The organism is Mesorhizobium sp. BR1-1-4 (genome assembly GCF_020165375.1).
In the GTDB taxonomy this organism is placed as follows: Bacteria; Pseudomonadota; Alphaproteobacteria; order Rhizobiales; family Rhizobiaceae; genus Mesorhizobium; species Mesorhizobium australicum.
In genome coordinates, this window is the sequence record NZ_JAIUIB010000002.1 from 530,130 (window position 1) to 556,605 (window position 26,476).

Sequence of the window (26,476 nt, forward strand, 5' to 3'; positions counted from 1 at the left end):
TCGGCCCCGTACTGTCGCGACGTCATCTTGTCACAGGATACGAAAAAGGGCAGCCTTTTCCACAAAGACTGCCCTCTGTTTCGGTCACGCCGAAATCAAAGTCGGCTCAGCTTCCGAGCGCGGTCTTGACCGCCGCCGCAGCGTCGCCGCCGTCGAAGGTGGTCACGCCGGCGATCCACGGCTTGACCGCATCCGGGTTTTTCTTCAGCCAGTCGGTTGCCACCTTGTTGGCATCGCTGCCCTTCAGGATGGCGTCCATCATCTGGCCTTCCATATCCAGATTGAACTTCAGGTTGGCGATGAACTTGCCGACATTCGGGCACTCGGTCATGTAGCCCTTGCGCACATTGGTCGAGACGGTGGCCGCGCCGAAACCGCTGTCGCCCATGCCGTCGAGATAGGTGATCTTCATGGCGCCCATTACCGGATGCGGCGTCCAGCCGAGGAAGGCGATCCACTCATTGCTCTTCATCGACTGCTCGGCCTGCGTCAGCATGCCGGCCTCCGAGGATTCGACCAGTTCGAACCCGTCGAGATTGTCCTTCGGGTTCTTGATCATGTCGAGGATGATGCGATTGCCGTCATTGCCGGCCTCGATGCCGTAGATCTTGCCGTTGAACTTGTCCTTGAACTTGCCGAGGTCGGTCAGCGACTTGACGCCGGCATCCGCGACATAGGTCGGCACGACGATGCCGTAACCGGCGCCGGCCAGGTTCTGGCTGACGGTCTCGACCGAACCGTCGGCCGTATAATCCTTGATGTCATTGGTCATCGACGGCATCCAGTTGCCGAGGAAGACGTCGAGGTCCTTGTTCTTCAGCGACGCATAGGTCACCGGAACCGAGAGCTGGATCACCTGCGGCTCGTAGCCGAGCGCGGTGAGCAGCACCGAGGCCAGCCCGGTGGTGGCCTGGATGTCGGTCCAGCCGACATCGGAGAGGCGAACCGCCTTGCAGCTTGCCGGATCGCCGGCGAAGGCGGCGCTCGTGGACAGGAAAGCCGCCAGGCCTAGGCCGGCGACGAAGGAATTCATGCGCGACATCTGTATTCTCCCATTTCGATTCTTTGGCGAAGCGAAGTTACGGTTTTTGTGCCCGCCTTGGTTCGTCAGCCAAACACCATTCTGGAGTGGTTTCAAGCGCTAAGACAATCACGATCAACGGCGCTGGCTGGCCCATCAGCGACACAGCTGACGCTTTCCGCGCCGAGCCCAGGCGCAATCTGCCTCGGCAATGGCGGCTTTTTCAGGGGAATGCGGCGCCGGCCCCTCCCCGAGGCCTGGCAAGTCGGCTTAAAAGAGCGGCATGGCCAAGCTTTACTTCCACTACGCGACGATGAATGCCGGCAAGACGACCATGCTGTTGCAGGCGTCGTACAATTACCGCGAGCGCGGCATGACGACGATGCTGTTCGTCGCCGGCCACTACCGCAAGGGTGACACCGGCCTGATCTCGTCGCGCATCGGGCTGGAAACGGAAGCCGAGATGTTCCGCGACGGCGACGACCTGTTCGCCCGCGTCGCCGAGCATCACCAGCACACGGCGGTGCATTGCATCTTTGTCGACGAGGCGCAGTTCCTGGAGGAGGAGCAGGTCTGGCAGCTTGCCCGCATCGCCGACCGGCTCAACATCCCGGTCATGTGCTATGGCCTGCGCACCGATTTCCAGGGAAAGCTGTTTCCCGGCTCGCGCGCGCTGCTGGCGATCGCCGACGATCTGCGCGAAGTGCGCACCATCTGCCGCTGCGGCCGCAAGGCGACGATGGTCGTGCGCCTCGGTCCCGACGGCAAGGTGGCCAGGCAGGGCGAACAGGTGGCGATCGGCAAGGACGTCTATGTCTCGCTCTGCCGCCGGCATTGGGAAGAGGAAATGGGCCGCGCGGCACCGGACGACTTCATCGGCTTCATCAGCCGCTGAATGGGGCTCGCTGGGGCGTCGGCGTGGGTAGCTGGCTGCCACCTCTTGTCGGCCGCGCCGTTCTATGGTGCCTTTGTTAAGGCCAGCGCCCTATTTTCCCACCCTCAGCCAGAGCCTCCCGGGGTCAGCCATGCTTCGAGCCGTCTTGTCCGCCAGCCTTCTTTTGCTTGCCACCTCCGTTACCGCCCGGGCCGGGAGCGATCCTGTGCTGGGCAAACATGTTTTCAACCGATGCATGGCCTGCCATGAGGCGGCGTCCGACCGCGACAAGGTCGGCCCGCATCTGATGGGCGTCGTCGGCCGCAAGGCGGGAACCGCCGAAAGCTTCCTCGACCGTTATTCGGACGCCATGAAGAGCGCGGGTGCTGCCGGTCTCGTCTGGGACGAGGCAAATCTTGCCGAATACCTCAGATCGCCCAAGCTGAAGGTGCCCGGCAACAGGATGGCCTTTGGCGGCCTCAGCAATGACGACGACATCGCCAACGTCGTCGCCTATCTGAAGGCCGACCCCAAACCCTGAGCAGACGCCGTTCGTCGTCGGACGGGCCGACTTGTGCCGCCGGTGGGGCTGCAAATGGCCAGTTGTTGTCGAGTTTAGGAGCCATTCGCTTCCGCGTGGATTGATTGCTTTGCCGGCATCAAAGTTCAAAATCAGCTGAACAAGGCTTGGCCTGCCAGTTGATCACGTCATGACCACGGCTCCACTGGCTTTCAAGGGTTCGGCCGGATATTTGTTTTCGCGCCACCCACTGTCTTCACGTCTTTCAATCCCCTGATACCCCACATATATTCGCCGCTGTTCGCAACCAGCGAGCGGAAGCCGAAGCGGGAGGCCCCTATGGCGACATTGCAGAATTTCGATGCCGAAATTGCCAAGACCAAGCAGGTCGTCCAGGACATGCGCACCAAGATCGAGCAATCCGGCACCGTGCTCGACACGCTCGCAACCGCCGACAAGAAGATCGGCGACGCCAATTTCGACATCGAGAACGCCCGCATTGAGGATGTACTGAAGCAGCAGAAGGTGATGGAAGGCAACATCGCCGACCTGATCATCGGGCTGGAGGACGCCACCAACGTCTTCGGCGCCGAGTTCGAGAGCATGAAGAACTATACCGGCTGGGAAAACTTCGTCGGCGTTTTTTCGGCACAGCGCAAGCAGCGCATGCGCACCGATCGCGTCCGCAACATGTCGCTCGCCGGCAACCTGCAGGAGCTGCTGGCCAAGTCCGATACCATCGTCGGCATATTGAAGGCGCAGAAGGAAATTCTCGACCAGCGCTACAAGACCTCCGAGGCCAGCCTGTCGCAGGTTATCGAGCGCCGCAAGATCACCATGACCAACCTCGAAACCGTGCAGAAGCGCATCGAGGAGCTCAATCCGATGCTGCTCGACATCGAAAACAGGATCGCCGCCTCGACCAGCCAGAAAGACCGCACGCAGCTCGAGGGCGAGCGTTCCAAGCTCGCCACCGAATACAATGAAAAGCAGGCGAAGGAGCAGGAGCTGCTGGCCGAAAGCCAGACGCTGGAGCGCTATACTTCGATGTTCCAGACCTTCGTCGATTCGCTCAACAACCAGATCGCCGCGCAGTCGACGCTGATCAACAAGCTGACCATCGATACCGAACAGCGCATCGTGCTCTACAAGGCGCTCGAGGACTCGCTGAAGACCGCCGCCCAGCAGGACGTCGCCCACAAGATCAACACGCTGGGCAGCCAGGTCGACAACACGGCCGAGGAAACCATGGCCGGCATCGGCGCCGCCTCGCAGAAGCACATCGGCGATCTCTTGGAGATGCACGAGAAGAACATGGTCGCCAGCGCCGACATCCAGCGCCGCAAGAAGCTGGCCGACGATGCCTTTGCCCGCCGCTTCGACGAGGTGCTGAAGAAGCACAATTCGGCCAACTACGTGCAGTCATAATTGCCGCGCGCATCGGTGCGACAATCCCAGGACTGACAGCATGACCCCCGAAAACGACGCCGCGGCGCGGTATTTCTCGGCAATCACGGCCGCGCTCAGCGGCCTTGAAGTGTTCATGCGCGACGACCGCTCGCCGCTTTACCGGCACGGCATCGTCGCCAAGATCGTTGCCGAGTACATCGCTCGGCTCGACAAGTCCTTTTCCTGCTGGCGCAACCGGCTGGGCTTCATGGACACGTTCCGCATTTCGCGCGCCGAGAGCGGCTACCCGGTGTTCCAGAACCTGCTTGAACTGGAAAACGACCGCCTGCAGGCCGATGCGCGGCTCGCCAACATCCCCCAGGCCGGCGAGCTGCGCGAGGAGATGGCCGACTTCATCCTGCGCCACAAGGAGTTTCCCGAGGCGCTGCAGAAATCGATGGCCGAGCGGCTCTATCTCGAAGACGTCAAGAGCGAGCAGACCTTCGGTCCGTTCACGCTGGCGCAGACGGCCAAGGTGTCGGTCAATCCGAAGACGGCGCGGCCTTATTACCTCGTCCACTGGGCAAGCTTCGACGGCAGCGCCAACCTGCCTCTGGTCTATATGGTGACGGTGGAGGATTCCTCGGAAAGCATGGTCCGCCAGCTTGTCGACCGGAGCGGCAAGCTCAACGACAAGGTCGACATTCCGCTGCCCGTCGACGGCCTGCTCAACCCCGAGCTTGCCCACCGCTTCGACGATTTCACCGAGAAGAATTCGGCCTATACGCTGTCGCCGGCGACCATCGCGGTCAATCTCGACAAGGATTTCGAGCCATTGCACCCCAAGCAGCTGAGGCGGGTGGTGCTTGGCCCCTTCTACTCGGCAGGCATCACCGACAACAACTCGACGGTGACGGAAGTGCTGGCCAAGGTGCGCAAGCCCGAGAATGCCTGGCTTTTGACCTGGACCATCCAGGAAGTCTATTCCAAGGGCGAGAAGCCCGGCCGCAAGGGCCTGTTCTCCAGCGAGAAGACGACGCAGGAATTCTTCATCAACACCGACGACCTGGAAGCCGCCCGCCAAGGCGTGTCGAGCTACGAAAACCACGCGCTGATCCCGCACCAAGCCTACCAGGCGCTTTACGCCGCCGGCGAAGCACAGAAGATCTTTGGCGGCTACAAGGTTCACATCCTGTCGAATGGGCAGGTCATCTCAGACGTCTGACCGTCACACCACGGAGCACCCTTCATGGACACCGGCCTGACCACCATCCCGGAAGCGGCTATCGAAAAACACCGCGCCACCGCGCAGAGCTTCATCACCCGCATCGTCGTGCTGGAGGATCCATCGCGCGAATCCGGTACGGCATTGGCCGGCACCAACCGCCGCTTCGTCTCCACCGTCTCGGTCGGTTCGGTGCGCCGCACCCGCGAGGTCGAGCTGTCGAAGACGGTCGGCGCCGTTCATCCCGACGACCAGTTGCTGACCATCCCGCAGCACACGCTGCTCTTTCGCGCCCGGCGCGGCACGGCGATCGCGCTGGCGGTATCGGACGTCTTCGCCGAAGGCTCTGATCTCGAAAGCCTGCAGGCCAGGAACACCCGCGCGCCGCTCGAAGGCGACGAGGCGTCCACCTTCAAGAAACTGCTGTCGGCTTCCGCCTATATTTCGGCCTTCAGCCTCGCCTCGTATCTGTTCCAGCTCATCGACGGCGACGGCGAGGCGCCGAACGATATCCCCGAGCCGGACTTCCTGTTCGACACGCCCCAGGATGCGGTGAAATCGATCCTGGCCGGCATCGACAAGGCGATAGCGGGCTCGAAGGACGACGGCGACCTGACGACCAGGGCGCGCGCCTTCGCCCGCGTCGCCATCGACGGGCTTTTGGCGCGCAAAAGCCGCTTCGACGGCATCGGCCCGTTCGAGAACGCCCATATCCGCATCGACGCCGACGACTTCACCCTCGACGGCTTCGACGTGGCGCCGGGCAAGCGCTCCAAGCCGCTGGTGATGACCTTCAAGAAACCGGAAGAGGTCGTCGGCAACCACATCGCCAAATACCAGTCGGTCAAGCTCGCCAAGATGCTGATGGCCTATGATTTCGAGCGTGAACTGAACCCGTTCGTCGAGCTCGGCGGCTTCCTGTTCACCTTCATCGGCGACGGCGCGCCCGGCACCGGCAAGACGACGCTGATCCAGATGATCGCCGGCCTCGTCAACGGCTATTGCCAAGTCGCCGGCTACCCCTTTGCCTATGAAAATTTCGGCGTCGACCAGATTTCGTCCTACCAAGGCAAGTCTGGCCAGAACTGCCGCCAGTTCATCAACAATGTGTTGAACCCGCGCGTCATCGGCTTCGGCACCATCGACGACATCGACCAGGTGGCCGCCCGCCGTTCCGACGACCGCGCATCGGCCGGCCAGCAGGAGATCACCGGCGTGCTGATGGACGCCTTCGCCGGTGCTGCCACCGTGGTGCGTGGCAATTGCTCGTTCGGCATGTTTTCCAACTATCCCGAGAATGTCGACGATGCGCTGCGCCAGCGCGCCGGCGCCCGCTGGCTGGTCGACGGGCCGCAGACGCGCGACGACTATATCGACATTTTCGTGCTGCTCGCCGGCAAGAACCACGAAATCCCCCTGGGCAAGCACGAACTCTACGCCGCGCAGGAGATCCAGCGCGCCGTCACCGAAGCCTATGAAGAGCATGAAAAGCCGCGGGAGGACGGACTGGTGCGGGTCTACGAGCGCTACATGAAGGAAAATGGCGCGCCCAAGACCATGGCCGACATCGGCACCTACCTGCACCTGATCAAGGATGCCGAGCCGCGCTTCACCGGCCGCGCCATCAAGAACGTCACCGACGCCATCAAGATGCGTGCCATGGACATCGAGCTTCCCGACGACTGGTTCGAAAAGCCGGAAGCTTTCATGCACAAGAGCTACGACGACAAGAAGGCGATGATCGAGGAATTGCGCGGGCCGTTCTCGCTTGCCATGGTCATGCAGGAGATCAACCGCTACGCCGATTCCGAGTTCCGCTATTCCGACAAGTCCGACGATGCCGCGGTGGAGAAGCTGCTGCGCGACGCAAGGCTGCGCGAACGCGCAGCGCGCGAGATGGAGGAGATGAAGAAGAAGGGTCTGTGGAATGCGTGAGGCGAGCTCTTCTTCCTTCTCCCCGTTCACGGGGAGAAGGTGCCCGAAGGGCGGATGAGGGGCAGCGCCATGCGTGGTGGAAACGAGCCCAAGGTGGCAAGAGCCCGCGAGCTTCGGAAAATCGAGAACGATGCCGAGGAAAAGCTCTGGCATGAACTGCGTGGGCGACGATTGAATGGCCACAAATTCATTCGCCAACTGCCCATCGGGCCCTATTTCGCCGACTTTGCCTGTCGTGAGGCTAATCTGGTCGTGGAGGTCGATGGCAGCCAGCATGCAGGTGGATCCCGGGATCGCTACAGGGACGAAACGATGAACGCTAATGGTTGGTCGGTATTGAGGATTTGGCACGCTGATGTTTTGAGCGGCCGAAAGAGCGTATTGGAAACCATCGTTGCGGCCGTGGATGGTCGGCTGAACAAGAAGATGATTGGCATCGACGCGAAGTTTCTGCCTTCAATCTTGGAGACGAGATGATGAGCGTTTGCGCCGCCCCTCATCCGCCCTTCGGGCACCTTCTCCCCGTGAACGGGGAGAAGGCAAGATGAGCAAAAAACCCGACCTCCTTCGTGACAACGAGCTCATCTACGGCCGGCTGCTCACGGTCGACGAGCCGCATCTCATCCAGCGCTACAACAAGGCTCTGGCCGCTTTCGGACTCAAGCCCACCAGGCTGAAGAGTTTCCAGATCGACCGCACCGGCTTTTCGCCCGAAGTGGCCGAGGAGTGTGGCGACTACGATTATCTCGATCCCAACGAGGTCAACCGCCGCTTCATCATCCTGACGCCGTCGCAGATCGACCTGCCGGTGGTGCACACGGCCTTCTCGAACACCTCGCAACTGATGTTCGAATTCATGTCCAGGAACCAGCGCGCCATAGACGCGCTGACCATCAAGGACGTGATCTACGGCGAGATCGAGGATTCCGTTCCCAAGGTCAACGACATCGAGGACCTGCTGTCGATCAGCCAGGTCGAGTTCAAGGTGCTGTCGGCCGAGGACGTGCTGGGCAAGGCCGCTGAACTCGGCAAGCTCGTCGACCGGCTGAAGCAGGAGCCCGACGCCTGGCGCGACAATGCCATGCTGACCCGCATGGTGGAACTCGCCAAGGTCTGCGGCGACATCAGGGAGAACGCGCTGGTGCCCGACCAGGTGATCTTCCGCCACAACGCGTACTGGACCAGCCATTTCGGCGGCCTCTACGTGTTCGTCGATCCCGACATGACGACGGTGATCAGCGATCCGGCGGCTCCAGGTTTCCGCCGCTCGCGGCCCTGGCAGGTGAGCTATCTCTCCATCAAGGACGCCGACAAGGTGTTCAAATTCCTGGCCGCCACCGGGCGCATCGAATTGCCGCGCGCCTCCTGGATCGAAACCTCGGGCTATCTCGAGCACCGCGCTGAAATGGTCGTGCGCGCGCTGATCCGCGACGCCGAGCCGAACCGCAATTTGACCGACGTCGACAAGGTCTGGCTGCAGACCTGGATCCAGGGCCATGCCGACCTGATCACCAGGGACGGCAATTTTCCCTTCCTCAACGCCGCCAAGCGCGAGATCGCCCAGTTCGGCCACCTCAAGATCGAGGACGTCTTCCCGCAGCAGCGCTTCCTGGTGGTCCGCGCCAAGCCTGATCATCCCGACGCCTGGCTGACCAACCGGCTGATCTCGGATTTCGTGCCGTCGGACTTCGTGTCGCGCTACATCTTCAACAAGGACGGCTTCTACAAGGACTATGACGGCTTCAGCGACGCTTGGCGATCGCATGTTGTGGACGTTCTGAAAACCACATATTTGAAGGAAAAGGTGGCGTTTCGCACACGCCTCTACGGCCTGACCGACTAGAACGATATGAACCGTCATTCCGTTCTAACTTGTTGTTTTGGTGCATGATGTTATCGAAAAAGTCTGCAACTTTTTGGCATCGTGCTGAGGGGGTGATACAGCCATGCTCGACCCGATCGTGAACTTCTTCGTCAAGCTGTTCCAGTGGATCGGCCGCGGCATCGGCCTTCTGATCGGCGTGATCCTGTGGCCCTTCTTGTGGGCCGGCCGCTGGTATACGCAGCGCGGCTGGATCCTGAAGGCCGTCGTCGGCCTGGCCTTGCTGGTGCTGATCGGCCTTTACGCCAACTTCTTCTACGCCACCCAGTGGTGGAACAGGTTCAACCCGAACTACCCGGACACCTATACGTTCGAGAAGCGCAACGTTTCCGCCGGTGAACAGGTGGCCGCCGGCGCCGGCACCGACACGGCCAAGACTTGCGGCAACTCCGGCATCGCCCAGGTGGCGGCGGACCTGACTGACTTCAACGTCAACCAGAATGCCTGGATCTCGTCGATGATCCTCTACAAGCTCGGCCTGTTCGGCATCGACTGGGACAACACCCCGTGGATGGACAACAAGGCCTCTTTCCAGCGCGGCATCAACCAGGCGGTGCGACGCACGGCGACCGAGCTTGCCGACAATCTCGGCCGCGTGCGCACCACCTCGCAGATCGATGCCGACCTGCAGGACGCGCGTGGCAATCTGCAGTTCGACGAGTATACCTGGTATTTCGGCGTGAGCCCGTTTGGACCGAAGACACCGACGCCGAGCTACTATCGCGACGCCGTGCGCAAGCTGCGTTCGTTCAATGCCCGGCTCGCCACCTGCCAGGCCACTTTCGATGCCCGCGCCGACAATCTGAAGCAGTATATCGATCGCATCGCCAGTGACATCGGCTCGACCTCCGCCATCCTCAAGGAGCGTGCCGAGAACCACAACAATGGCTGGTTCGACACCCGCGCCGACGACCGCTACTGGTTCGCCTATGGCCAGCTCTATGCCTATTACGGCCTGATGAAGGGCGCCCAGGCCGACTTCGAGGACGTCATCAAGGAAAAGCACCTGCAGAGCCTGTGGGATACGATGGACGCGCAGTTCGTGTCGGCCCTGCGCATCCAGCCCTTCATCATCGCCAATGGCCGCGAGGACGGCTGGCTGCTGCCCACCCATCTGACGACGATGGGCTTCTACGTGCTTCGGGTGCGCTCGAACATGGTTGAAATCAGCAACGTGCTGACGCAGTAGCGCTGTCCCACGGCAACACTCGCGATGGCGGATTTGCGTCGTCGCGTCTGTCGCATTCCGTGCATTGTGCGGCTGTTTTGAGACGGCGGAAGCGCCCCTGCTCTGGCTTCTATACGGCGCGGCAAGCGGAGCCATAAAGAACCGGGAATAGGTCGGCCCGCCGCAGAGGAATTTTCTCTATAGGAAACATAGTTGCATGAAAGTTGACGCCGCCGCAGCGACAGGGTTAGATGCCCCGCGCGTCCGGCTCCAGCCTTCTTGCGAGTAAGATCAACCCCGTCCCCTCCACCGTCCAATCCAGAGGAACGCCGTCATGGCCGAAGTGAAGTCCGACATCGAGATCGCGCGTGGCGCCAGGAAAAAGCAGATCCAGGAGATCGGCCAGAAGATCGGCATCCCAACCGAACATCTGCTGCCCTACGGCCACGACAAGGCCAAGATTTCGGCCGAGTTCATCAAGTCGGTGAAGGGCAACAAGGACGGCAAGCTGATCCTCGTCACCGCCATCAACCCGACCCCGGCCGGCGAGGGCAAGACCACCACCACCGTCGGCCTCGGTGATGGCCTCAACCGCGTCGGCAAGAAGGCGATCGTCTGCATCCGCGAAGCCTCGCTCGGCCCGAATTTCGGCGTCAAGGGCGGTGCCGCCGGCGGCGGTTACGCGCAGGTCGTGCCGATGGAGGACATGAACCTCCACTTCACCGGCGACTTCCACGCCATCACCACGGCGCACAACCTTTTGTCGGCCCTGATCGACAACCACATCTACTGGGGTAATGAACTCGGCATCGACACCCGCCGCGTGGTGTGGCGCCGCGTCATGGACATGAACGACCGGGCGCTGCGCGAGATCATCTGCTCGCTCGGCGGCGTCGCCAACGGCTTTCCGCGCGAAGCCGGCTTCGACATCACCGTCGCCTCGGAAGTGATGGCGATCCTCTGCCTCGCCACCGACCTGAAGGATCTGGAAAAACGCCTCGGCGACATCATCGTCGCCTATCGCCGCGACAAGTCGGCGGTCTATGCCCGCGACCTCAAGGCCGATGGCGCCATGGCCGTCCTGCTCAAGGACGCCATGCAGCCCAATCTGGTGCAGACGCTGGAGAACAACCCGGCCTTCGTGCATGGCGGCCCGTTCGCCAACATCGCGCATGGCTGCAACTCGGTCGTCGCCACCACGACGGCGCTCAAGCTTGCCGACTACGTCGTCACCGAAGCCGGTTTTGGTGCTGATCTAGGTGCCGAAAAGTTCTTCGACATCAAGTGCCGCAAGGCCGGACTGAAGCCGGCAGCCACCGTCATCGTCGCCACCGTGCGCGCCATGAAGATGAATGGCGGCGTCAAGAAGGAAGACCTTGGCAAGGAGAATGTCGAAGCCGTCAGGAAGGGCTGCCCGAACCTTGGACGCCACATCGAGAACATCAGGCAGTTCGGCGTCCCGGCGGTCGTTGCCATCAACCACTTCTATTCCGACACCGACGCCGAGATTCAGGCGCTCAAGGACTACGTCGCCTCGATGGGCGAGGAAGCGATCCTGTGCAAGCACTGGGCCAACGGCTCCGCCGGCATCGAGGAGCTTGCCAACAAGGTGGTGGCGCTCGCCGAATCCGGCGCCTCGCAGTTCGCGCCACTCTATCCCGACTCCATGCCGCTGTTCGAGAAAATAAACACCATCGTTCAGCGCATCTATCGCGGCTCGGAAGCCATCGCCGACAAATCGGTGCGCGACCAGTTGAAGGCCTGGGAGGATGCCGGTTACGGCAACCTTCCGGTCTGCATGGCCAAGACACAGTACTCGTTCTCGACCGACCCGAACCTGCGCGGCGCGCCGACCGGCCACACCGTGCCGGTGCGCGAGGTCAGGCTGTCCGCCGGCGCCGGCTTCGTCGTCATCATCTGCGGCGAGGTCATGACCATGCCTGGCCTGCCGAGCAAGCCGTCGTCGGAAAAGATCTTCCTCAACGAGGCCGGCCAGATCGAAGGCCTGTTCTGATCTTCATCTCGACAAGAACAAGAAGGGCGCCGCATCGCCGCGGCGCCCTTCTCGTTTGCGGATCGTCCTACGCGGCGCTGCGCGACAGCGCCCGCTGGTTGGACGCATGGATCGTGTCGCGTTCCGGCAGCGCGCCGGTCTCCAGGCAGTCGATCCATTCGGCGGTCTTGAGCACCGCGGCGAAGCGCGACTGCAGGATGATGCTCACCACGCGATGGATCTCCTCCGCCGAGGCGTAGCCGGCGCTGTTGGCGTAAGGCACCGAACCGGTCGCGTCGGACAGGAACTCGACCGCGAAGCCCATATGCACGGCATGGATGATGGTCGACAGGTCGCAATTATGCGTCATGTAGCCGACGACCGCGATCGTATCGATAGTGTTGGCGCGCAACCAGTCCTCGAGGTCGGTGCCGGTGAAGGCGCTTGGCAAGTTCTTCTCGACATAATGGTCGCGGCCACGCCTGGCGATCTCGGGATGCAGTTCGCCGCCATGGCTGCCCCGGGCGAAGATCGGCGACGTCTCGGGCGCCATCTGCTTGACGACCACGACCTTGATGCCTGCTGCCGATGCGGCATCCATGGCGCGCGTCACGTTGACGACGCTGTCGCGGAATGGCGGATGCTGGATAGCCAGGTTGCCGCCGTCATAGTCGTTCTGGACGTCGACGACGATCAGCGCGCGGCGCGGCGCGGTGTTGGCTGGGGCAGACATGATATTTCCTTTCAGGCTTGAATGCGATGGACCGAAGATAGCCTGCTGACCGAGGCGCCAACAGTGGCCCGATTGACATCATACGAAAGGATTGGGACAATCCTCCTTCACACTGGAAACGCCCCATGACCGCTCCCATCATCGCCGTCCTCGCCTTCGCCGGCATCAGCCCGTTCCATCTCTCCGTGCCGTGCCTGGTGTTCGGCGTTGACCGCACCAGGCTCGGCCTGCCGCGCTTCGACTTCCGCGTCTGCGGCGTGGAGGAAGGGCTGATCCAGACCGACGCCGGATTGAGCATCCTGGTCCCGCACGGGCTTGCCGCGCTCGAAGACGCCGATATCGTCATCATCCCGAGCTGGAAGGATCTCGGAGCGCCTGTGGCAAAACCGCTCGAGGAAGCGCTCGGCCGCGCCCACCGGCGCGGCGCGCTGATCGTGGGCCTCTGCCTCGGCACCTTTGCCCTCGCCGCCGTCGGCCTGCTTTCGGGACGGAAGGCGACCACGCATTGGGCCTATACGGATCAGTTGCAGGCTCTCCATCCCGACATTTCGGTCGATGCGGACGTGCTCTACGTTGATGACGGCGACATCGTCACCTCCGCCGGCGTCGCCGCCGGGCTTGACTGCTGCCTGCACATCGTACGCGCACGCTATGGCGCCGAGGCGGCACTGCGGCTCGCCCGGCACATCGTGCTTTCGCCGCACCGACAAGGCGGACAGGCGCAGTTCATCGAACGCCCGGTAGCGCCGAGCCCAGCCGCCGACCGCTTTACCCAGGCTCTCGACATGGTGCGCGCGACATTAGACGAACCGCACGGTCTCGATAGCGTCGCTGACGCGGCCGGTCTCACCCGCCGCACCTTTACCCGCCGTTTCCACAAGACGACAGGTACCAGCTTCGGCGACTGGCTGGCCGACCAGCGCGTCGCGCTGGCGCAGAGGCTGCTGGAGACGACGGACAAGCCAATGGACATGGTCGCCTTCGAGGCCGGCTTCGGCAGCGCAACTTCCTTGCGCCAACATTTCGCCGCGCGGCTAAGGACATCACCCGCGCAATATCGGCGCGAGTTTTCCAGACGGGTCGATCAGGACGGACGGGTGGCGCTGGCCCTGTCATCGTGATCGAACGGCAAGGGCGTCGCGTCGCTGCGGTGCCCTTGCATTCCCGCTCTCCGCGGTCAGCCAACGTCTTGCGGCGAGGCCGCGCGTTTACGGCCGGTGATCATGGCGCGAACCAGATTTTCATGATGACGCAGACTGGCGAGCAGCACGCCGCCGACATGAAGTCCAATCAGCACCAGTACACCATTGCCCAGGATCTTGTGCGTATCCTCGACCCAGGCCACGCCCCACCAGGCATCGGTGGTCTGCATCCAGCCGGTGAGCGCAATTCCTGCCACGCAAGCCAGAAGCGCCAGCACCATGGCACCGCCGGCGGGGTTGTGGCCGAGATAGCGTTTTTCATCGCCATGCGCCACGTCGGCGAGATAAGAACTCACCACGCGCGGTCCACGCACAAACTGACGGAAGCGCGTGTATCCCGACCCCGCCAGACCGGCGATCAAACGCGAGGCAATCAGAACCCCGGCACTGTAGCCGGCCAGTTCATGCACCTTCATGATTTCGCCTGAAGAAAGCCACGCCACCGCGACGCAAAGGACCAGCGACCAGTGAAAGAGGCGGACGTAGGGGCTCCAGACCTCGACCGAGGCCTCTCGTGTCGACTCGGCCGAGGTTTCTCGTGTCGACTCGACCGAGGTTTCTCGTGTCGAAACAGTGGCGTTCATGGCCGTCAACCGTCATCGGAATCGGCACCGACCGACTCCAGCGTCTTGGGATTGAAGACGGCTTCCAGCTTCTTGCCATTGGCGTCAAGCGCCTTGGCTTCATAGCAGCCCTGTTCCGTCTTGATGCTGCGAACCTTCCAGCCTTCGCTTTCGAGCTTCTTCTGCAAGGCTTCGCGCGGCTGCCACTGGCCGGTCGGCACATCGCATTTGTCGGCGGCGAAGGCCGGTCTGGCAAAAGCCATAACCAGCGCGGTCAGCATCAAGGTCTTCATCTTATTTTCTCCATCGGCCGATTCCGATGTCGAGGACCTTGGCCGCGAAACCTGACAGCAGCCTGAACACGCATTGCATCGTGCAAAAGCCTCAGTTGGCTTTCATTCAGCTTCCTGTCAGCCTCGTGCCGCATGAAGGCGCGTGTTGCAGCGACACGGAGGCGAAGTGCGCGTACTGTTGATCGAAGATGATCCGGTGCTGGGCGAAGCGGTGCGCGATCATATCGCTGCCGACGGCCACGCCGTGGACTGGAGCACGACGCTTGGCGGTGCCTGCGATCACCTCCGTGTAGTTTCCTATGTGCTCGTCCTGCTCGACCTGCATCTGCCCGACGGCAAGGGTCTCGAATTCCTTAAAACGCTGCGTCGTGAGGGCACCGATACGCCGGTCATCATCCTGACCGCGCGCGACCAGCTCTCAGACCGCATAGCGGGGCTGAATTCCGGGGCGGACGACTATCTGGTCAAGCCGTTCGATCTCAGCGAGTTGTCTGCACGCCTTGCCGCGGTCGCGCGCCGCTATGCCGGAAACCCCAACCCTTTGATCCGGCTCGGAGCCGTCGAAATCGACCAGGCCGCGCGCCGCGTTACCATCGACGGCACGGAGGCCATGCTGACATCGCGCGAATGGGCGGTGCTGGAGCAGTTCCTGCGCCGGCCCGGCATGACAGTCGGCAAGAACCAGATCGAGGAGGCGCTCTATGCCTTCGGCGCGGAGATCGAAAGCAACACTGTCGAAGTCTATGTCAGCCGCTTGCGCAAGAAGATCGGGCGCCAGGTCCTTACAACCGTGAGGGGGTTGGGCTACCGCCTTGCACTCCCATGAAGGTCTTCAGCAGCCTTGCCGGTCGCCTCGTGTCGTCGCTGATCCTCGTCACGGTCGCTGTTGGCCTGGTCGCCGCTGGCACCGGAAGCATCACGCTGCACCGCGAAATCAATGAAGCCATGGACAATTCGATGCAGGAGGCAGCCCGCAGACTGCTGCCGCTGGTCATCGACGATATGTTCGGGCGTGAGGCATCGCAATCGCCGCGCAGGCTGGGGGAGGCTGTTTCGGACGACGAAGGCGGCCGCCTCATCTTCCAGGTGCGGGACGCCGGCGGCCGCGTTCTCATGCATTCCCATGACGCTCCCGCGGAGCCGCTCACGGCTGAGCTCGCGCAGGGCTTCTCGGAGGCAGCCGGATGGCGCATCTACACCGAGCCTGCGGTCAGCGGCACAATACTCATCCAGGTCGCCGAGCTCGATTCACGGCGCAATGAGGAAACGCTCGAAGCCGCCACCGGCTTCCTCATACCGATGGTCATTCTCATCCCGTTGAGCGCACTTGTCGCGTGGCTGACCCTGACGCGTTTCCTGAGGCCGATCGCGACACTGCGCGGCGAAATCAGCGCCCGCCACGGCGACAACCTTGCTCCGATCCGCACCGAGGACCTGCCCTCCGAACTTGCCGCCATCGCCAAGTCGGTCAACAGCCTGATGCGGCGCCTGCATATGGCGCTCGATGCTGAAAAGGAGTTCACGGCGAACGCCGCGCATGAATTGCGCACACCAATCGCTGGGGCGTTGGCACAAACGGAGCGCCTGATCGCGGAAACATCCGACGAGGCGGCAAGAAAACGCCCGCGCCAGATCAAGGCGGCTCTGTCCGACCTCGCCGGCCTGTCCGAAAAGCTGATGCAGCTGGCGCGCGCCGACGCCGGAGTAGCGATCGCCGGCAAGCCAGCCGATCTCGCTGCGGTCGCCGCATTGGTGGTCGCCGACTTCGAGCAGCACGGCCAGAACAGGGGTCGGCTTCGTCTTGAAGCGTCCGACCAAGGCAAGGCGTTGGCCGCGATCGATACGGATGCATTGGCCATTATCCTGCGCAACCTCATCGAGAACGCCTTGCGGCATGGCGCCGAGGGCGGCGAGGTTGTCGTTCGCATCACTGACGATGCCCGGCTCAGCGTGATCAACCAAGGTCCGGTGGCGTCAGCTCCCGGCGGTCTGGTCAAACGGTTCGAACGCGGTGGGACGCGTGCCGAAGGATCAGGCCTGGGACTGGCGATCGTCACCAAAATCCTGCAGCAGATCGATGCGACGCTTGTCCTGACCTCACCGGCATCCGGCCGACGGGACGGTTTTGAAGCGACGATCAGGTTCCCGCCGCGTAGTGTTAGCCCCGCCTGACCACCCGCGCCGGGTTGCCGACCACGGTCGTGTGCGCCGCCACGTCGCGCGTCACCACCGCCCCGGCGCCGACGATGGCGCCCTCGCCGATGCTGACGCCGCCAAGGACGACCGCGCTGCCGCCGATCCAGGCATTGTCACCGATCGTGACCGGCTTGGCGATCTCCAGCCCCGCCTGGCGCCTTGCCGCCTCCTTATGGTGCTCGGCGCAATAGATCTGCACATTGGGGCCAAGCAGCGTCCCCTCGCCGATACGCACCGGCGCGGTGTCAAGAATGGTGCAGCCGGCATTGAGGAAGGTGCCGGCGCCGAGAAAGATGTTGAAGCCATAGGCGCAATGGAACGGCGCCTCGATGCGGGCACCCTCGCCCACGCCGCCCAGCAGTGTCCGCAGGGCCGGCCCGAGATTCCCGCGTCGGCGAGGCGGCAGCGTATTGTGCTCGAACACCGCATCCGCGGCCAAGCCGCGCAACGCGCCAAGATCGTCATCCAGGCACGTATACCATTCACCACCAGCCATTTTCGCGCGTTCGCTCTGAACCATGGCAGTGCCTCCGTTTTTTTACATCACTGCGAACAGCGCCAAGGCGAGGACTGACGTGAAATCCGTAAACCAGGATGCGCGGCCTTGCTGATTGGCGGCCATTCGCGATCTGCTCCAGCAATGAAATAGTTCAGGACCGATGTCGATTTCCGGGAAGCTCATTCGTCCTCGGTAGGAAGCCGAAGAAATTCGCCCAGGCAAGGAACAAATGCGATGACAATCACGATCACGGCGTTTGAACGATCACCCGATGGCGGGAAGGGACTGGCCCGCGATACGCGTGTTCGCTGGGCGCTGGAAGAAGTGGGGCAGCCTTACGCGGTTCGTTTTGTTTCCTTCGCGGGCATGAAGGCGCCTGACCATCTGGCCATCCATCCTTTCGGCCAGATCCCCACCTATGAGGACGGTTCTCTCTCGCTGTTCGAGACCGGCTCGATCGTCTTTCATCTTGCCGAGCAGCATGCGGGCCTGCTGCCGAAGGAGCGCAACGCCCGCGCGCGAGCGATCACGTGGATGTTTGCCGCGCTGAACACCATCGAGCCGCCGATCCTCGAATTGACCACGGCAAGAATTTTCGAAGCGGACAAGTCCTGGAGCGAGGCGCGCTTGCCGCTGGTAAAGGACCGTGTTCGCGCCCGGCTGGACTGTCTCTCGACGCATTTGGGCGTCGCGGACTGGCTCGATGATGCGTTCAGCGCCGGCGATCTATTGATGGTGTCAGTGCTGCTACGACTGAGAATGTCAGGCATTCTGGATGAATACCAAAACCTGGCCGCCTATGTGGCGCGCGGGGAAGCTCGGCCCGCCTATATCAGGGCTTTCGCCGCGCAATTTGCGATCAACGCTCCATCAGCCAACTGACTTGCCTCGATCCGCCGTGGCTGTGCGCTTGTGAGTCTGCGGCCTAGCCAAATATCCGGCCTATGGTAGCTTGCCGTTTCAAGGCTGTACCGGCCCGGGATCGAGGGGGATCGACCATGCTCTACATTCTTGCACTCCTGATCGGCGTCATTGCCGGCCTGCGCGCCATGACGGCACCTGCCGCCGTTGCCTGGGGCGCCTATCTCGGCTGGCTGCCGGTTGCCGGCACCTGGGCGAGCTTCATGGGCCATTGGGCGGCTGTCGGCATCTTCACCGTCCTGGCCATAGTCGAACTGGTCACCGACCAGCTGCCGTCGACGCCAAGCCGCAAGGTGCCGCAGCAGTTCGGCGCCCGCATTCTGCTCGGCGCGTTCAGCGGCGCGGTGATCGGCGCGACCAGCGGCGCCACCATCGTGTGCCTGATCGCCGGAGCGATCGGCGCGGTCATCGGCACCCTGGGTGGTGCCGAAGCGCGCGGCCGGCTGGCGGCCGTTTTCGGCAAGGATCCGCCCGCGGCCTTCATGGAGGATGCGGTGGCGATCATCGGCGGCCTGCTGATCGTGGCGGCGGTGGCATGACGGCCCAGACCTTGAACGCAAGGACCTTCGACGCCATCATCATCGGCGCTGGCCAGGCGGGGTCGCCCCTGGCGGGCCGCCTGGCGGCAGCCGGTATGAGCGTGGCGCTGATCGAGCGCAAGCTGGTCGGCGGCACCTGTGTCAACACCGGCTGCATGCCGACCAAGACCATGGTCGCCAGCGCCTATGCCGCCCATCTGGCGCGGCGCGCTGCCGACTATGGCGTGACGTTCCCCGGCTCCGTCGGGGTCGATTATAGCAGGATCAAGGCGCGCAAGGACAAGGTAACCAACGACGCCCGTGGCAATCTGGAGACCTGGATCGCCGGAATGGAGCGCTGCACGCTCTATCGCGGCCATGCACGCTTCGAATCCGCCAACACGGTGCGCGTCGGCGACGACCTGTTGACCGCCGACAAGATCTTTCTCAACACCGGCGGCCGCGCCTCGGTGCCGGACCTGCCCGGCATCCACGACATCGACTATCTGACCAACTCGTCGATGATGGATCTCGACGTTTTGCCGCGCCACCTGATCGTCGTCGGCGGCAGCTACATCTCGCTCGAATTCGCGCAGATGTTCCGCCGCTTCGGTTCGGAAGTCACCGTCATCGAAAAGAGCCCGCGCCTCACCGGCCGCGAGGACGAGGACGTCTCGGCCGCCATCCTGTCGATCCTCGAAAATGAAGGGATCGCGGTCCATGTCGGCGCCGATGACATCGGCTTCGCCAAGCAGGGCGGGGACATTGCCGTGAGTTTCTCCACGGGCCAGCCGCCCGCGGTCGGCTCGCATGTGCTGCTGGCGCTGGGCCGAACGCTCAATACCGACGATCTCGGCCTCGACAAGGCGGGCGTCGAGGTCGACGGACGCGGCGCGGTTGTCGTCGACGACCAGCTGCGCACCAGCGTGCCAGGCATCTGGGCGATGGGCGACTGCAACGGCAAGGGCGCCTTCACCCACACCTCCTACAACGACTATGAGATCGTCGCCGCCAATCTGCTCGACAAGGATCCGCGCAGGATCAGCGACCGCATCGAGGCGTACGCGCTCTACATCGACCCGCCGCTCGGCCGCTGCGGCATGACCGAGACGGCGGTGAGGAAATCCGGACGTCGCGCCCTGGTCGGCCAGCGGCCGATGACCCGTGTCGGGCGCGCCGTCGAAAAGGGCGAGACGCAGGGTTTCATGAAGATCCTCGTGGACGCCGACACCAGGGAGATCCTCGGCTGCTCCGTGCTCGGTCCGGGCGGTGACGAGGCGGTGCATTGCGTGCTCGACCTGATGTACGCCAAGGCGTCGGTCGACACACTGGCGCGCGCCGTGCACATCCATCCCACCGTCTCGGAGCTGCTGCCCACCATCGCCCAGGAGCTGAAGCCGCTGGCGTGAGACTGTCAGCCGCTGCCCCTTCAATCGTCGCCTGTGCCTTGCCGAAGGCTCCGCGATTTCACGGTCGTCATCACGCATTTATTGCTGGGGCCGCGCCGGCTTCAAGATATCGTGTCGGGCACGAAGCGACATCGTTTCGGCCCTTGAAGGATCGGTCTGCGTCGGGCCGTTAGAAGAGGAGACGTCCGCTCCATGCTTTCTGCATTGCTGCATTGCGGCAATGTCTGTTGCGCCCGGCAGGGATCCTCGCGCAGTCTGAAATTGAACCGATTCAGTCTGGACCTCCCATGCCTTTGCCGATCCTTGCGCTTGCCATTGCGTCCTTCTGCATCGGCACCACCGAATTCGTCATCATGGGCCTGCTGCCCGAGGTCGCTGCCGATCTCGGCGTGACGATCCCCGCCGCCGGCCTGCTGGTCACCGGCTATGCGCTGGGAGTCGTCTTCGGCGCGCCTGTCGTGGCCATGGCCACCGCGCATTTGCCGCGCAAGCCCGTGCTGGTGGGACTTGCAGCCCTGTTCGTCGTCGGCAACGTCTTCTGCGCCATCGCGCCCAATTACTGGCTGCTGATGGCGGCGCGCGTCTTCACCGCTTTCGGCCATGGCGCCTTCTTCGGCATCGGCTCGGTCGTCGCGGCAAGCCTTGTGCCGCGCAACAAGCGCGCCAGCGCCATCGCGCTGATGTTCGCGGGCCTGACGCTCGCCAACATCCTCGGGGTTCCCGCCGGCACCGCACTCGGCGAAGCCTTCGGCTGGCGGGCCACCTTTCTGGCCGTGGTCGGCATCGGCCTGATCTCGGTCGCGGCCATCGCCTGGCTGGTGCCGTCCGACGTCACGGAACCGAGCGGCGGCGGTCTGCGCGCCGAAGTCCGTGTGCTCGGCAAGCTGCAAGTGTGGCTGGCGATGCTGATCGCGGCGCTGACCTCGGCCAGCCTGTTCGCCGTTTTCACATACATAAAGCCATACCTCACCGGCGTGTCGGGCCTGTCGACCGCGGCGGTCACCTGGGTGCTTTTGCTGTTCGGCGCCGGCATGACCATCGGCAACATCATCGGCGGCAGGCTTGCCGACTGGAAACTGATGCCGACAGTGATCGCCACCTTGCTGCTGATGGCCCTGCTGTTCGTCGGCTTCATGCAGTTCGGCACGATCGCCAGCGTTGCCATCGGCATCGTCTTCCTCTGGGGCCTGCTCATCTTCGTCGTCGTGCCACCTCTGCAGATCCGGGTCGTCGAGGCGGCTTCCGAAGGACCGAACCTTGCAGCCACGCTCAATCAAGGCGCCTTCAATGTCGGCAATGCCGGCGGCGCATGGATCGGCGGCGTGGCGCTGTCATCAGGCGTTTCCTATGCCGGTTTGCCACTGGTCGGCGCGGTGCTAGCCCTGCTGGCGGTCGCCGTTGCGGTGCTGTCGGCGGCGCTGGACAGGCGCGCGCCTGTCACGCTTCACGCTGCCGCGGAATAGGCCCTTGCGCCCATGGCGCGGCGGGCTGGACCAATCGACATCGGTACCTTCCAATGGGCATGTCTTCTCGCTTTCATGGAGAACGTCATGCAGAAATCGATCGAACGCATCGCCGGCGACAGCGACGGCGTTTCCTACGAATTCCCGGTGCTCCGCTTGGCCGGCGCCGACAAGACAGCACCTTCGGCCTACCTGCAGGCAGCGCTCCATGCCGGCGAATTGCCTGGCGTCGTCGCCATCGATGCATTGATGCCGATGCTGAACAAGGCCGAGGCCGAGGGTCGCATCAGGGGCAACATCACCATCGTGCCCTGGGCCAACCCGATCGGCCGCGCGCAATACCATTTCGGCGAGCACCAGGGTCGCTTTCATCTCGGCACCCGCACCAACTTCAACCGCGGCTTTCCGCTGCTGGCCGCGCCCGACGCCAGGCTCTTGCCGGACGCCACCTTTGGCGGCGCCGACCAGCGGCTGAAGTCGCGCCTGGTGCAGCTTTCGCTCGGCCATGACATCGTGCTCGACCTGCACTGCGACGATGAGGGTCTTGCCTATCTCTACGTCCACACCAGCCTGTGGCCCGGGATGGCCGATTGCGCCGCCGCCATGGGCGTCGATGCCGTGGTGCTGTGGAGCGAGGATACCGACGGCACCTTCGAGGGCGCTTCGATCATGCCCTACCAGAACGCATCGGCCGATGTGGCGAAGTTCGACAGGCGCGTCGCCACCACTGTCGAATATCGCGGCATTCTCGATGTCGACGGCGCGCTGGCCAAGTCCGACGCCGAAGGCCTCTACCGGCTGCTGGTGGCGCGCGGCGTGATATCCGACACCGCCCTGCCCGCGCCCGGCCCCTTCAAGGGCGTCGCGGCACCTCTGGAAAATATCGACATGATGCCGGCGCCCCGTGGCGGTGCGGTCCTCTACGACGTCAAACCCGGCGACCGCGTCACCAGGGGCGCGCGGCTCGCTACCATCGTTCACGCGCCAGGCGAGGCCGATGGCCGCACGGAAGTGTTCGCGCCGCAGGACGGCATCATCCTGACCCGCCGCTCGCGCCGCATCATCCGCTCCGGCGAAGACCTGTTGAAACTGGTTGGCGACAGGAAGAGCGCCGATGCGAGGTCGGGCACGCTGGAGGATTGAGCCTGCGTCGAATCCAGTTGCGCGGCCGCCCAATCGCCGCTAAGGGAATCGCCATGAACATGCGTTCGATCAAGACCATTTGGTGGTGGGCCTGCTGACAGCGGCCTGTTCGAACGCGTGCGCGTGAAAATAGAGGGTGGCCGCAACGGAATGTCCGGGCGGCCATTTGTTTTTTAAAGCCATTCCCGGGTCCGTTGCCCAAGTAGCTGATGGAGACGGCAATGACGTTGAAGGTTCTGGAAAACGGCGCTGAAAGCTTCGCGACGGCGGGTGGCATCACCATCACCCGCGAGCGCCACGGCCGCCCTTATGAAGGCGCGATCGACACTTATGTCGACGGACTGAACTCGCGCCGGGGCGCGGTATTTTCCTCGAACTACGAATATCCCGGCCGCTACACGCGCTGGGATACGGCCATCATCGATCCGCCGCTGGTCATCTCGGCACGCGGCCGCGCCATGCGTATCGAGGCGCTGAACGGCCGTGGCGAGGCGCTGTTGCCGGTCATCGGCAGGACACTGGGCGGCCTCGCCGAGGTCACGATCGCCGAGACCTCGAAAAAGCTGATCCGCCTCGATGTCGCCAAACCCGGCCGTGTCTTCACCGAGGAGGAACGCAGCCGCGTTCCCTCGGTCTTCACTGTGCTGCGCGCCATCACCGCGCTGTTCAAGACGGCGGAAGACGCCAATCTCGGTCTCTACGGCGCCTTCGGCTACGACCTTGCCTTCCAGTTCGACCCGGTCGACCACACGCTCGTGCGCAAGCAAAGCCAGCGCGACCTGGTGTTGTTCCTGCCCGACGAGATTCTGGTCGTCGACCACTACTCGGCCAAGGCCTGGACCGATCGCTACGACTATGCGGGCGAAGGTTTTTCGACCGAAGGCCTGCCACGCGACCAAATCGCCGAGCCGTTCAGGACCGCCGACCGCATCCCGCCACGCGGCGACCATGAGTCCGGCGAATACGCCAATCTGGTGCGCCGCGCGATGGACTCGTTCAAGCGTGGCGACCTGTTCGAGGTCGTCCCCGGCCAGATGTTCTACGAGCGTTGCGAGACCCAGCCCTCCGAGATTTCGCGCAAGCTGAAGTCCATCAACCCGTCGCCCTATTCCTTCTTCATCAACCTGGGCGAGAACGAATACCTGATCGGTGCGTCGCCGGAGATGTTCGTGCGCGTCAACGGCCGCCGCGTCGAGACCTGTCCGATCTCCGGCACCATCAAACGCGGCGACGACGCCATTTCCGATAGCGAGCAGATCCTGAAGCTGCTCAATTCGAAGAAGGACGAATCCGAGCTCACAATGTGCTCGGACGTCGATCGCAACGACAAGTCCAGGGTCTGCGAGCCGGGTTCTGTACGCGTCATCGGCCGCCGCCAGATCGAGATGTATTCGCGCCTGATCCACACCGTCGACCACATCGAGGGCCGCTTGCGTGAAGGCATGGACGCTTTCGACGCGTTTCTCTCGCACGCCTGGGCGGTCACCGTCACCGGCGCACCGAAACTGTGGGCCATGCGCTTCATCGAGCAGAACGAGAAAAGCCCGCGCGCCTGGTATGGCGGCGCGATCGGCATGGTCAACTTCAACGGCGACATGAATACCGGCCTTACCTTGCGCACCATCCGCATCAAGGACGGCATCGCCGAGGTTCGTGCCGGCGCTACATTGCTCTTCGACAGCATTCCAGAGGAAGAAGAAGCTGAAACCGAACTGAAGGCATCCGCCATGCTCTCCGCGATCCGCGACGCCAAGACGGGCAATTCGACCAGCACCGAGCGCACCACGGCGCGCGTCGGCGACGGCGTCAACATCCTTTTGGTCGACCACGAGGATTCCTTCGTCCATACGCTGGCCAACTACTTCCGCCAGACCGGCGCCAATGTCTCGACCGTGCGCTCGCCGGTGCCGGAGGAAGTCTTCGACCGGCTGAAGCCCGACCTCGTCGTGCTGTCACCCGGACCCGGCACGCCGAAGGACTTCGACTGCGCCGCGACCATCAAAAAGGCGCGCGCGCGCGACCTGCCGATCTTCGGCGTGTGCCTCGGCCTGCAGGCACTGGCGGAAGCCTATGGCGGAGAACTCAGGCAGTTGCACATTCCCATGCACGGCAAGCCGTCGCGTATCCGCGTCTCGAAGCCGGGCATCATCTTCTCCGGACTGCCCAAGGAAGTCACCGTCGGCCGCTACCACTCGATCTTCGCCGATCCGGTACGCCTGCCCGACGATTTCATGGTTACGGCCGAGACGGAAGACGGCGTCATCATGGCCTTCGAGCACCGCAAGGAGCCGATCGCCGCGGTGCAGTTCCACCCGGAATCGATCATGACGCTCGGCCACAATGCCGGCATGCGCATCATCGAGAACATCGTCGCGCATTTGCCGCGAAAGGCCAAGGAAAAGGCAGCCTGACGCCAATGGCCGAAGCCGAGAACACGATGGCGATCGCAGCCAGGGCGGCCGCGAAGCGCAAGGTCGCCAAGCTTGCCTTCTGGTCGATCGTGATCGCTTTTGTCGTGCTCGCGCTGAAAGCCGCCGCCTGGTACGTGACCGGCTCCGTCGCGCTCTATTCGGACGCGCTGGAATCGATCGTGAACGTCATCGCGTCGATTGCCGCTTTCTGGGCGATCCAGGTCAGCCACAAGCCGGCCGACCAGGATCACCCCTTCGGCCATCACAAGGCCGAGTATTTCTCCGCCGTGCTGGAAGGCGTGCTGATCGTGCTCGCCGCGCTTTTGATTCTGAACGAAGTCTGGCGCTCCTGGCAGGCCCCGGCGCCGCTCGAACAGCCTTGGAAAGGCCTTGCCGTCAACGGCGTCGCCACCGTCATCAACGCCTTCTGGGCCTGGATGCTGATTCGCACGGGCCGGGCGGAGAAATCGCCGGCGCTGGTCGCTGACGGCAATCACATCATGACCGATGTGGTGACGTCGGTCGGCGTCTTCGGCGGCCTGGTCGGAGCGATCCTGACCGGCTGGCAGATCCTCGACCCGGCATTGGCCGTCATCGTCGCGCTCAACATCCTGTGGCAGGGCTGGCATGTCATCGGCTCGTCGATGAACGGCCTGATGGACCGGGCCGTCGACACGGCGGAGCACATGCGCATCCGCGACATCATCTCGGCCAATTGCAAGGGCGCCATGGAGGTGCACGATCTCAAGACCCGCATCGCCGGCCGCGCCACCTTCATCGAGTTCCATCTGGTCGTCGACGCCGACATGTCGGTCGGCGCCAGCCATGTCATCTGCGATCGCATCGAAGACGCGCTGAAGGCCGAACTCCCCTCGGTGCGCGTGACCATCCATGTCGAGCCCGACGACGAAGCCAAGCTGCCCAAGGGCACGACCGCGGTGCCGTTCGCCTGAGGCGGGTCACTGTCGCTGACCTTGGAAGAGCAATTCCAAGAAAAGCGTGAGCGGCTTTCCGTCCGGAATTGCGTAAAAACAAAGAGCTAACCGGAGTTTCTCGACTTCGTCATCCTTGGGCGAAGCAGGAGCGCAGCTCCGTAGCGGCGACCCAAGGATGACGAA

At 63.2% G+C, this 26,476-nt stretch carries 24 protein-coding genes; 19 read left to right on the forward strand and 5 right to left on the reverse strand.

The window, feature by feature from the left end; all coding sequences use genetic code 11:
* Positions 1–106 precede the first annotated feature (106 nt).
* A complete protein-coding gene (locus LB571_RS05840) occupies positions 107–1,042 on the reverse strand; it encodes a choline ABC transporter substrate-binding protein (RefSeq protein WP_023781406.1) in 936 nt (311 codons plus the stop codon).
* A gap of 262 nt (positions 1,043–1,304) precedes the next feature.
* On the opposite strand from LB571_RS05840, the gene LB571_RS05845 reads away from it, so the two are divergent.
* From LB571_RS05845 to LB571_RS05885, 9 genes are all read left to right on the forward strand, one after another.
* Positions 1,305–1,916 carry a thymidine kinase gene (locus LB571_RS05845; RefSeq protein ID WP_140617670.1) on the forward strand — a complete coding sequence of 204 codons (612 nt, stop codon included), beginning with the start codon at positions 1,305–1,307 and terminating at the stop codon, positions 1,914–1,916.
* A gap of 130 nt (positions 1,917–2,046) precedes the next feature.
* Positions 2,047–2,436, forward strand: a complete 390-nt coding sequence (locus LB571_RS05850) for a c-type cytochrome (protein WP_224592869.1) — start codon at positions 2,047–2,049, stop codon at positions 2,434–2,436.
* A gap of 318 nt (positions 2,437–2,754) precedes the next feature.
* A complete protein-coding gene (locus tag LB571_RS05855; protein WP_140665129.1) occupies positions 2,755–3,843 on the forward strand; it encodes a hypothetical protein in 1,089 nt (362 codons plus the stop codon).
* 40 nt (positions 3,844–3,883) lie between these two features.
* Positions 3,884–5,029, forward strand: a complete 1,146-nt coding sequence (locus tag LB571_RS05860; RefSeq protein ID WP_224592873.1) for a hypothetical protein — start codon at positions 3,884–3,886, stop codon at positions 5,027–5,029.
* 24 nt (positions 5,030–5,053) lie between these two features.
* Positions 5,054–6,964 carry an AAA family ATPase gene (locus LB571_RS05865; protein ID WP_224592875.1) on the forward strand — a complete coding sequence of 637 codons (1,911 nt, stop codon included), beginning with the start codon at positions 5,054–5,056 and terminating at the stop codon, positions 6,962–6,964.
* A gap of 69 nt (positions 6,965–7,033) precedes the next feature.
* Positions 7,034–7,441, forward strand: coding sequence for an endonuclease domain-containing protein (locus tag LB571_RS05870; RefSeq protein ID WP_015316039.1), 408 nt, complete (start codon positions 7,034–7,036; stop codon positions 7,439–7,441).
* Positions 7,442–7,508: 67 nt separating this feature from the next.
* Positions 7,509–8,807 (forward strand): DUF6638 family protein, encoded by a 1,299-nt coding sequence (locus LB571_RS05875; RefSeq protein WP_224592877.1) that lies wholly within the window; start codon positions 7,509–7,511, stop codon positions 8,805–8,807.
* Between the two features lie 103 nt (positions 8,808–8,910).
* On the forward strand, positions 8,911–10,035 hold the full coding sequence (locus tag LB571_RS05880; protein ID WP_015316037.1) for a DUF2333 family protein: 1,125 nt from the start codon (positions 8,911–8,913) through the stop codon (positions 10,033–10,035).
* 313 nt (positions 10,036–10,348) lie between these two features.
* A complete protein-coding gene (locus tag LB571_RS05885) occupies positions 10,349–12,028 on the forward strand; it encodes a formate--tetrahydrofolate ligase (protein ID WP_015316036.1) in 1,680 nt (559 codons plus the stop codon).
* Positions 12,029–12,095: 67 nt separating this feature from the next.
* Here LB571_RS05885 and LB571_RS05890 read toward each other — a convergent pair whose 3' ends face one another.
* Positions 12,096–12,740, reverse strand: a complete 645-nt coding sequence (locus LB571_RS05890) for a cysteine hydrolase family protein (RefSeq protein WP_140713596.1) — start codon at positions 12,738–12,740, stop codon at positions 12,096–12,098.
* Positions 12,741–12,865: 125 nt separating this feature from the next.
* Between LB571_RS05890 and LB571_RS05895 the strand changes: the two genes are divergently transcribed.
* Positions 12,866–13,861, forward strand: a complete 996-nt coding sequence (locus LB571_RS05895; RefSeq protein ID WP_224592878.1) for a helix-turn-helix domain-containing protein — start codon at positions 12,866–12,868, stop codon at positions 13,859–13,861.
* A 56-nt stretch (positions 13,862–13,917) separates the two neighbouring features.
* Here the strand turns inward: LB571_RS05895 and LB571_RS05900 are convergent, their stop codons facing one another.
* Positions 13,918–14,526 (reverse strand): cytochrome b/b6 domain-containing protein, encoded by a 609-nt coding sequence (locus LB571_RS05900; RefSeq protein ID WP_224592879.1) that lies wholly within the window; start codon positions 14,524–14,526, stop codon positions 13,918–13,920.
* A gap of 5 nt (positions 14,527–14,531) precedes the next feature.
* The gene (locus tag LB571_RS05905) at positions 14,532–14,798 is read right to left on the reverse strand and encodes a PepSY domain-containing protein (RefSeq protein WP_224592882.1); all 267 of its coding nucleotides are present in this window, start codon (positions 14,796–14,798) and stop codon (positions 14,532–14,534) included.
* Positions 14,799–14,964: 166 nt separating this feature from the next.
* Between LB571_RS05905 and LB571_RS05910 the strand changes: the two genes are divergently transcribed.
* Positions 14,965–15,624, forward strand: a complete 660-nt coding sequence (locus LB571_RS05910; RefSeq protein ID WP_224592884.1) for a response regulator — start codon at positions 14,965–14,967, stop codon at positions 15,622–15,624.
* Positions 15,621–16,970, forward strand: coding sequence for an ATP-binding protein (locus LB571_RS05915; protein WP_140665152.1), 1,350 nt, complete (start codon positions 15,621–15,623; stop codon positions 16,968–16,970). Before LB571_RS05910 ends, LB571_RS05915 begins: the two co-directional genes overlap by 4 nt.
* Here LB571_RS05915 and LB571_RS05920 read toward each other — a convergent pair.
* Positions 16,957–17,514 carry a sugar O-acetyltransferase gene (locus LB571_RS05920; RefSeq protein WP_224592886.1) on the reverse strand — a complete coding sequence of 186 codons (558 nt, stop codon included), beginning with the start codon at positions 17,512–17,514 and terminating at the stop codon, positions 16,957–16,959. The two genes, LB571_RS05915 and LB571_RS05920, sit on opposite strands and share 14 nt — an antisense overlap.
* A 213-nt stretch (positions 17,515–17,727) precedes the next feature.
* Here LB571_RS05920 and LB571_RS05925 point away from each other — a divergent pair, with 213 nt between their 5' ends.
* The 7 genes from LB571_RS05925 to LB571_RS05955 all read left to right on the forward strand — a co-directional run bounded on the left by LB571_RS05925 (position 17,728) and on the right by LB571_RS05955 (position 26,311).
* The gene (locus tag LB571_RS05925) at positions 17,728–18,375 is read left to right on the forward strand and encodes a glutathione S-transferase family protein (protein ID WP_224592887.1); all 648 of its coding nucleotides are present in this window, start codon (positions 17,728–17,730) and stop codon (positions 18,373–18,375) included.
* 116 nt (positions 18,376–18,491) lie between these two features.
* Positions 18,492–18,953 (forward strand): DUF4126 domain-containing protein, encoded by a 462-nt coding sequence (locus LB571_RS05930; RefSeq protein WP_224592890.1) that lies wholly within the window; start codon positions 18,492–18,494, stop codon positions 18,951–18,953.
* 11 nt (positions 18,954–18,964) lie between these two features.
* Positions 18,965–20,341: an FAD-containing oxidoreductase gene (locus LB571_RS05935; RefSeq protein ID WP_224585897.1), complete on the forward strand. Its 1,377-nt coding sequence runs from the start codon at positions 18,965–18,967 to the stop codon at positions 20,339–20,341.
* A gap of 287 nt (positions 20,342–20,628) precedes the next feature.
* Complete coding sequence (locus tag LB571_RS05940) at positions 20,629–21,804, forward strand: MFS transporter (RefSeq protein ID WP_224592893.1); 1,176 nt, start codon at positions 20,629–20,631, stop codon at positions 21,802–21,804.
* A gap of 87 nt (positions 21,805–21,891) precedes the next feature.
* A complete protein-coding gene (locus LB571_RS05945; RefSeq protein WP_140617657.1) occupies positions 21,892–22,947 on the forward strand; it encodes a succinylglutamate desuccinylase/aspartoacylase family protein in 1,056 nt (351 codons plus the stop codon).
* A 221-nt stretch (positions 22,948–23,168) separates the two neighbouring features.
* Positions 23,169–25,358: an anthranilate synthase gene (locus LB571_RS05950; RefSeq protein WP_224592896.1), complete on the forward strand. Its 2,190-nt coding sequence runs from the start codon at positions 23,169–23,171 to the stop codon at positions 25,356–25,358.
* 5 nt (positions 25,359–25,363) lie between these two features.
* A complete protein-coding gene (locus LB571_RS05955) occupies positions 25,364–26,311 on the forward strand; it encodes a cation diffusion facilitator family transporter (protein ID WP_224592898.1) in 948 nt (315 codons plus the stop codon).
* Positions 26,312–26,476: the final 165 nt, after the last annotated feature.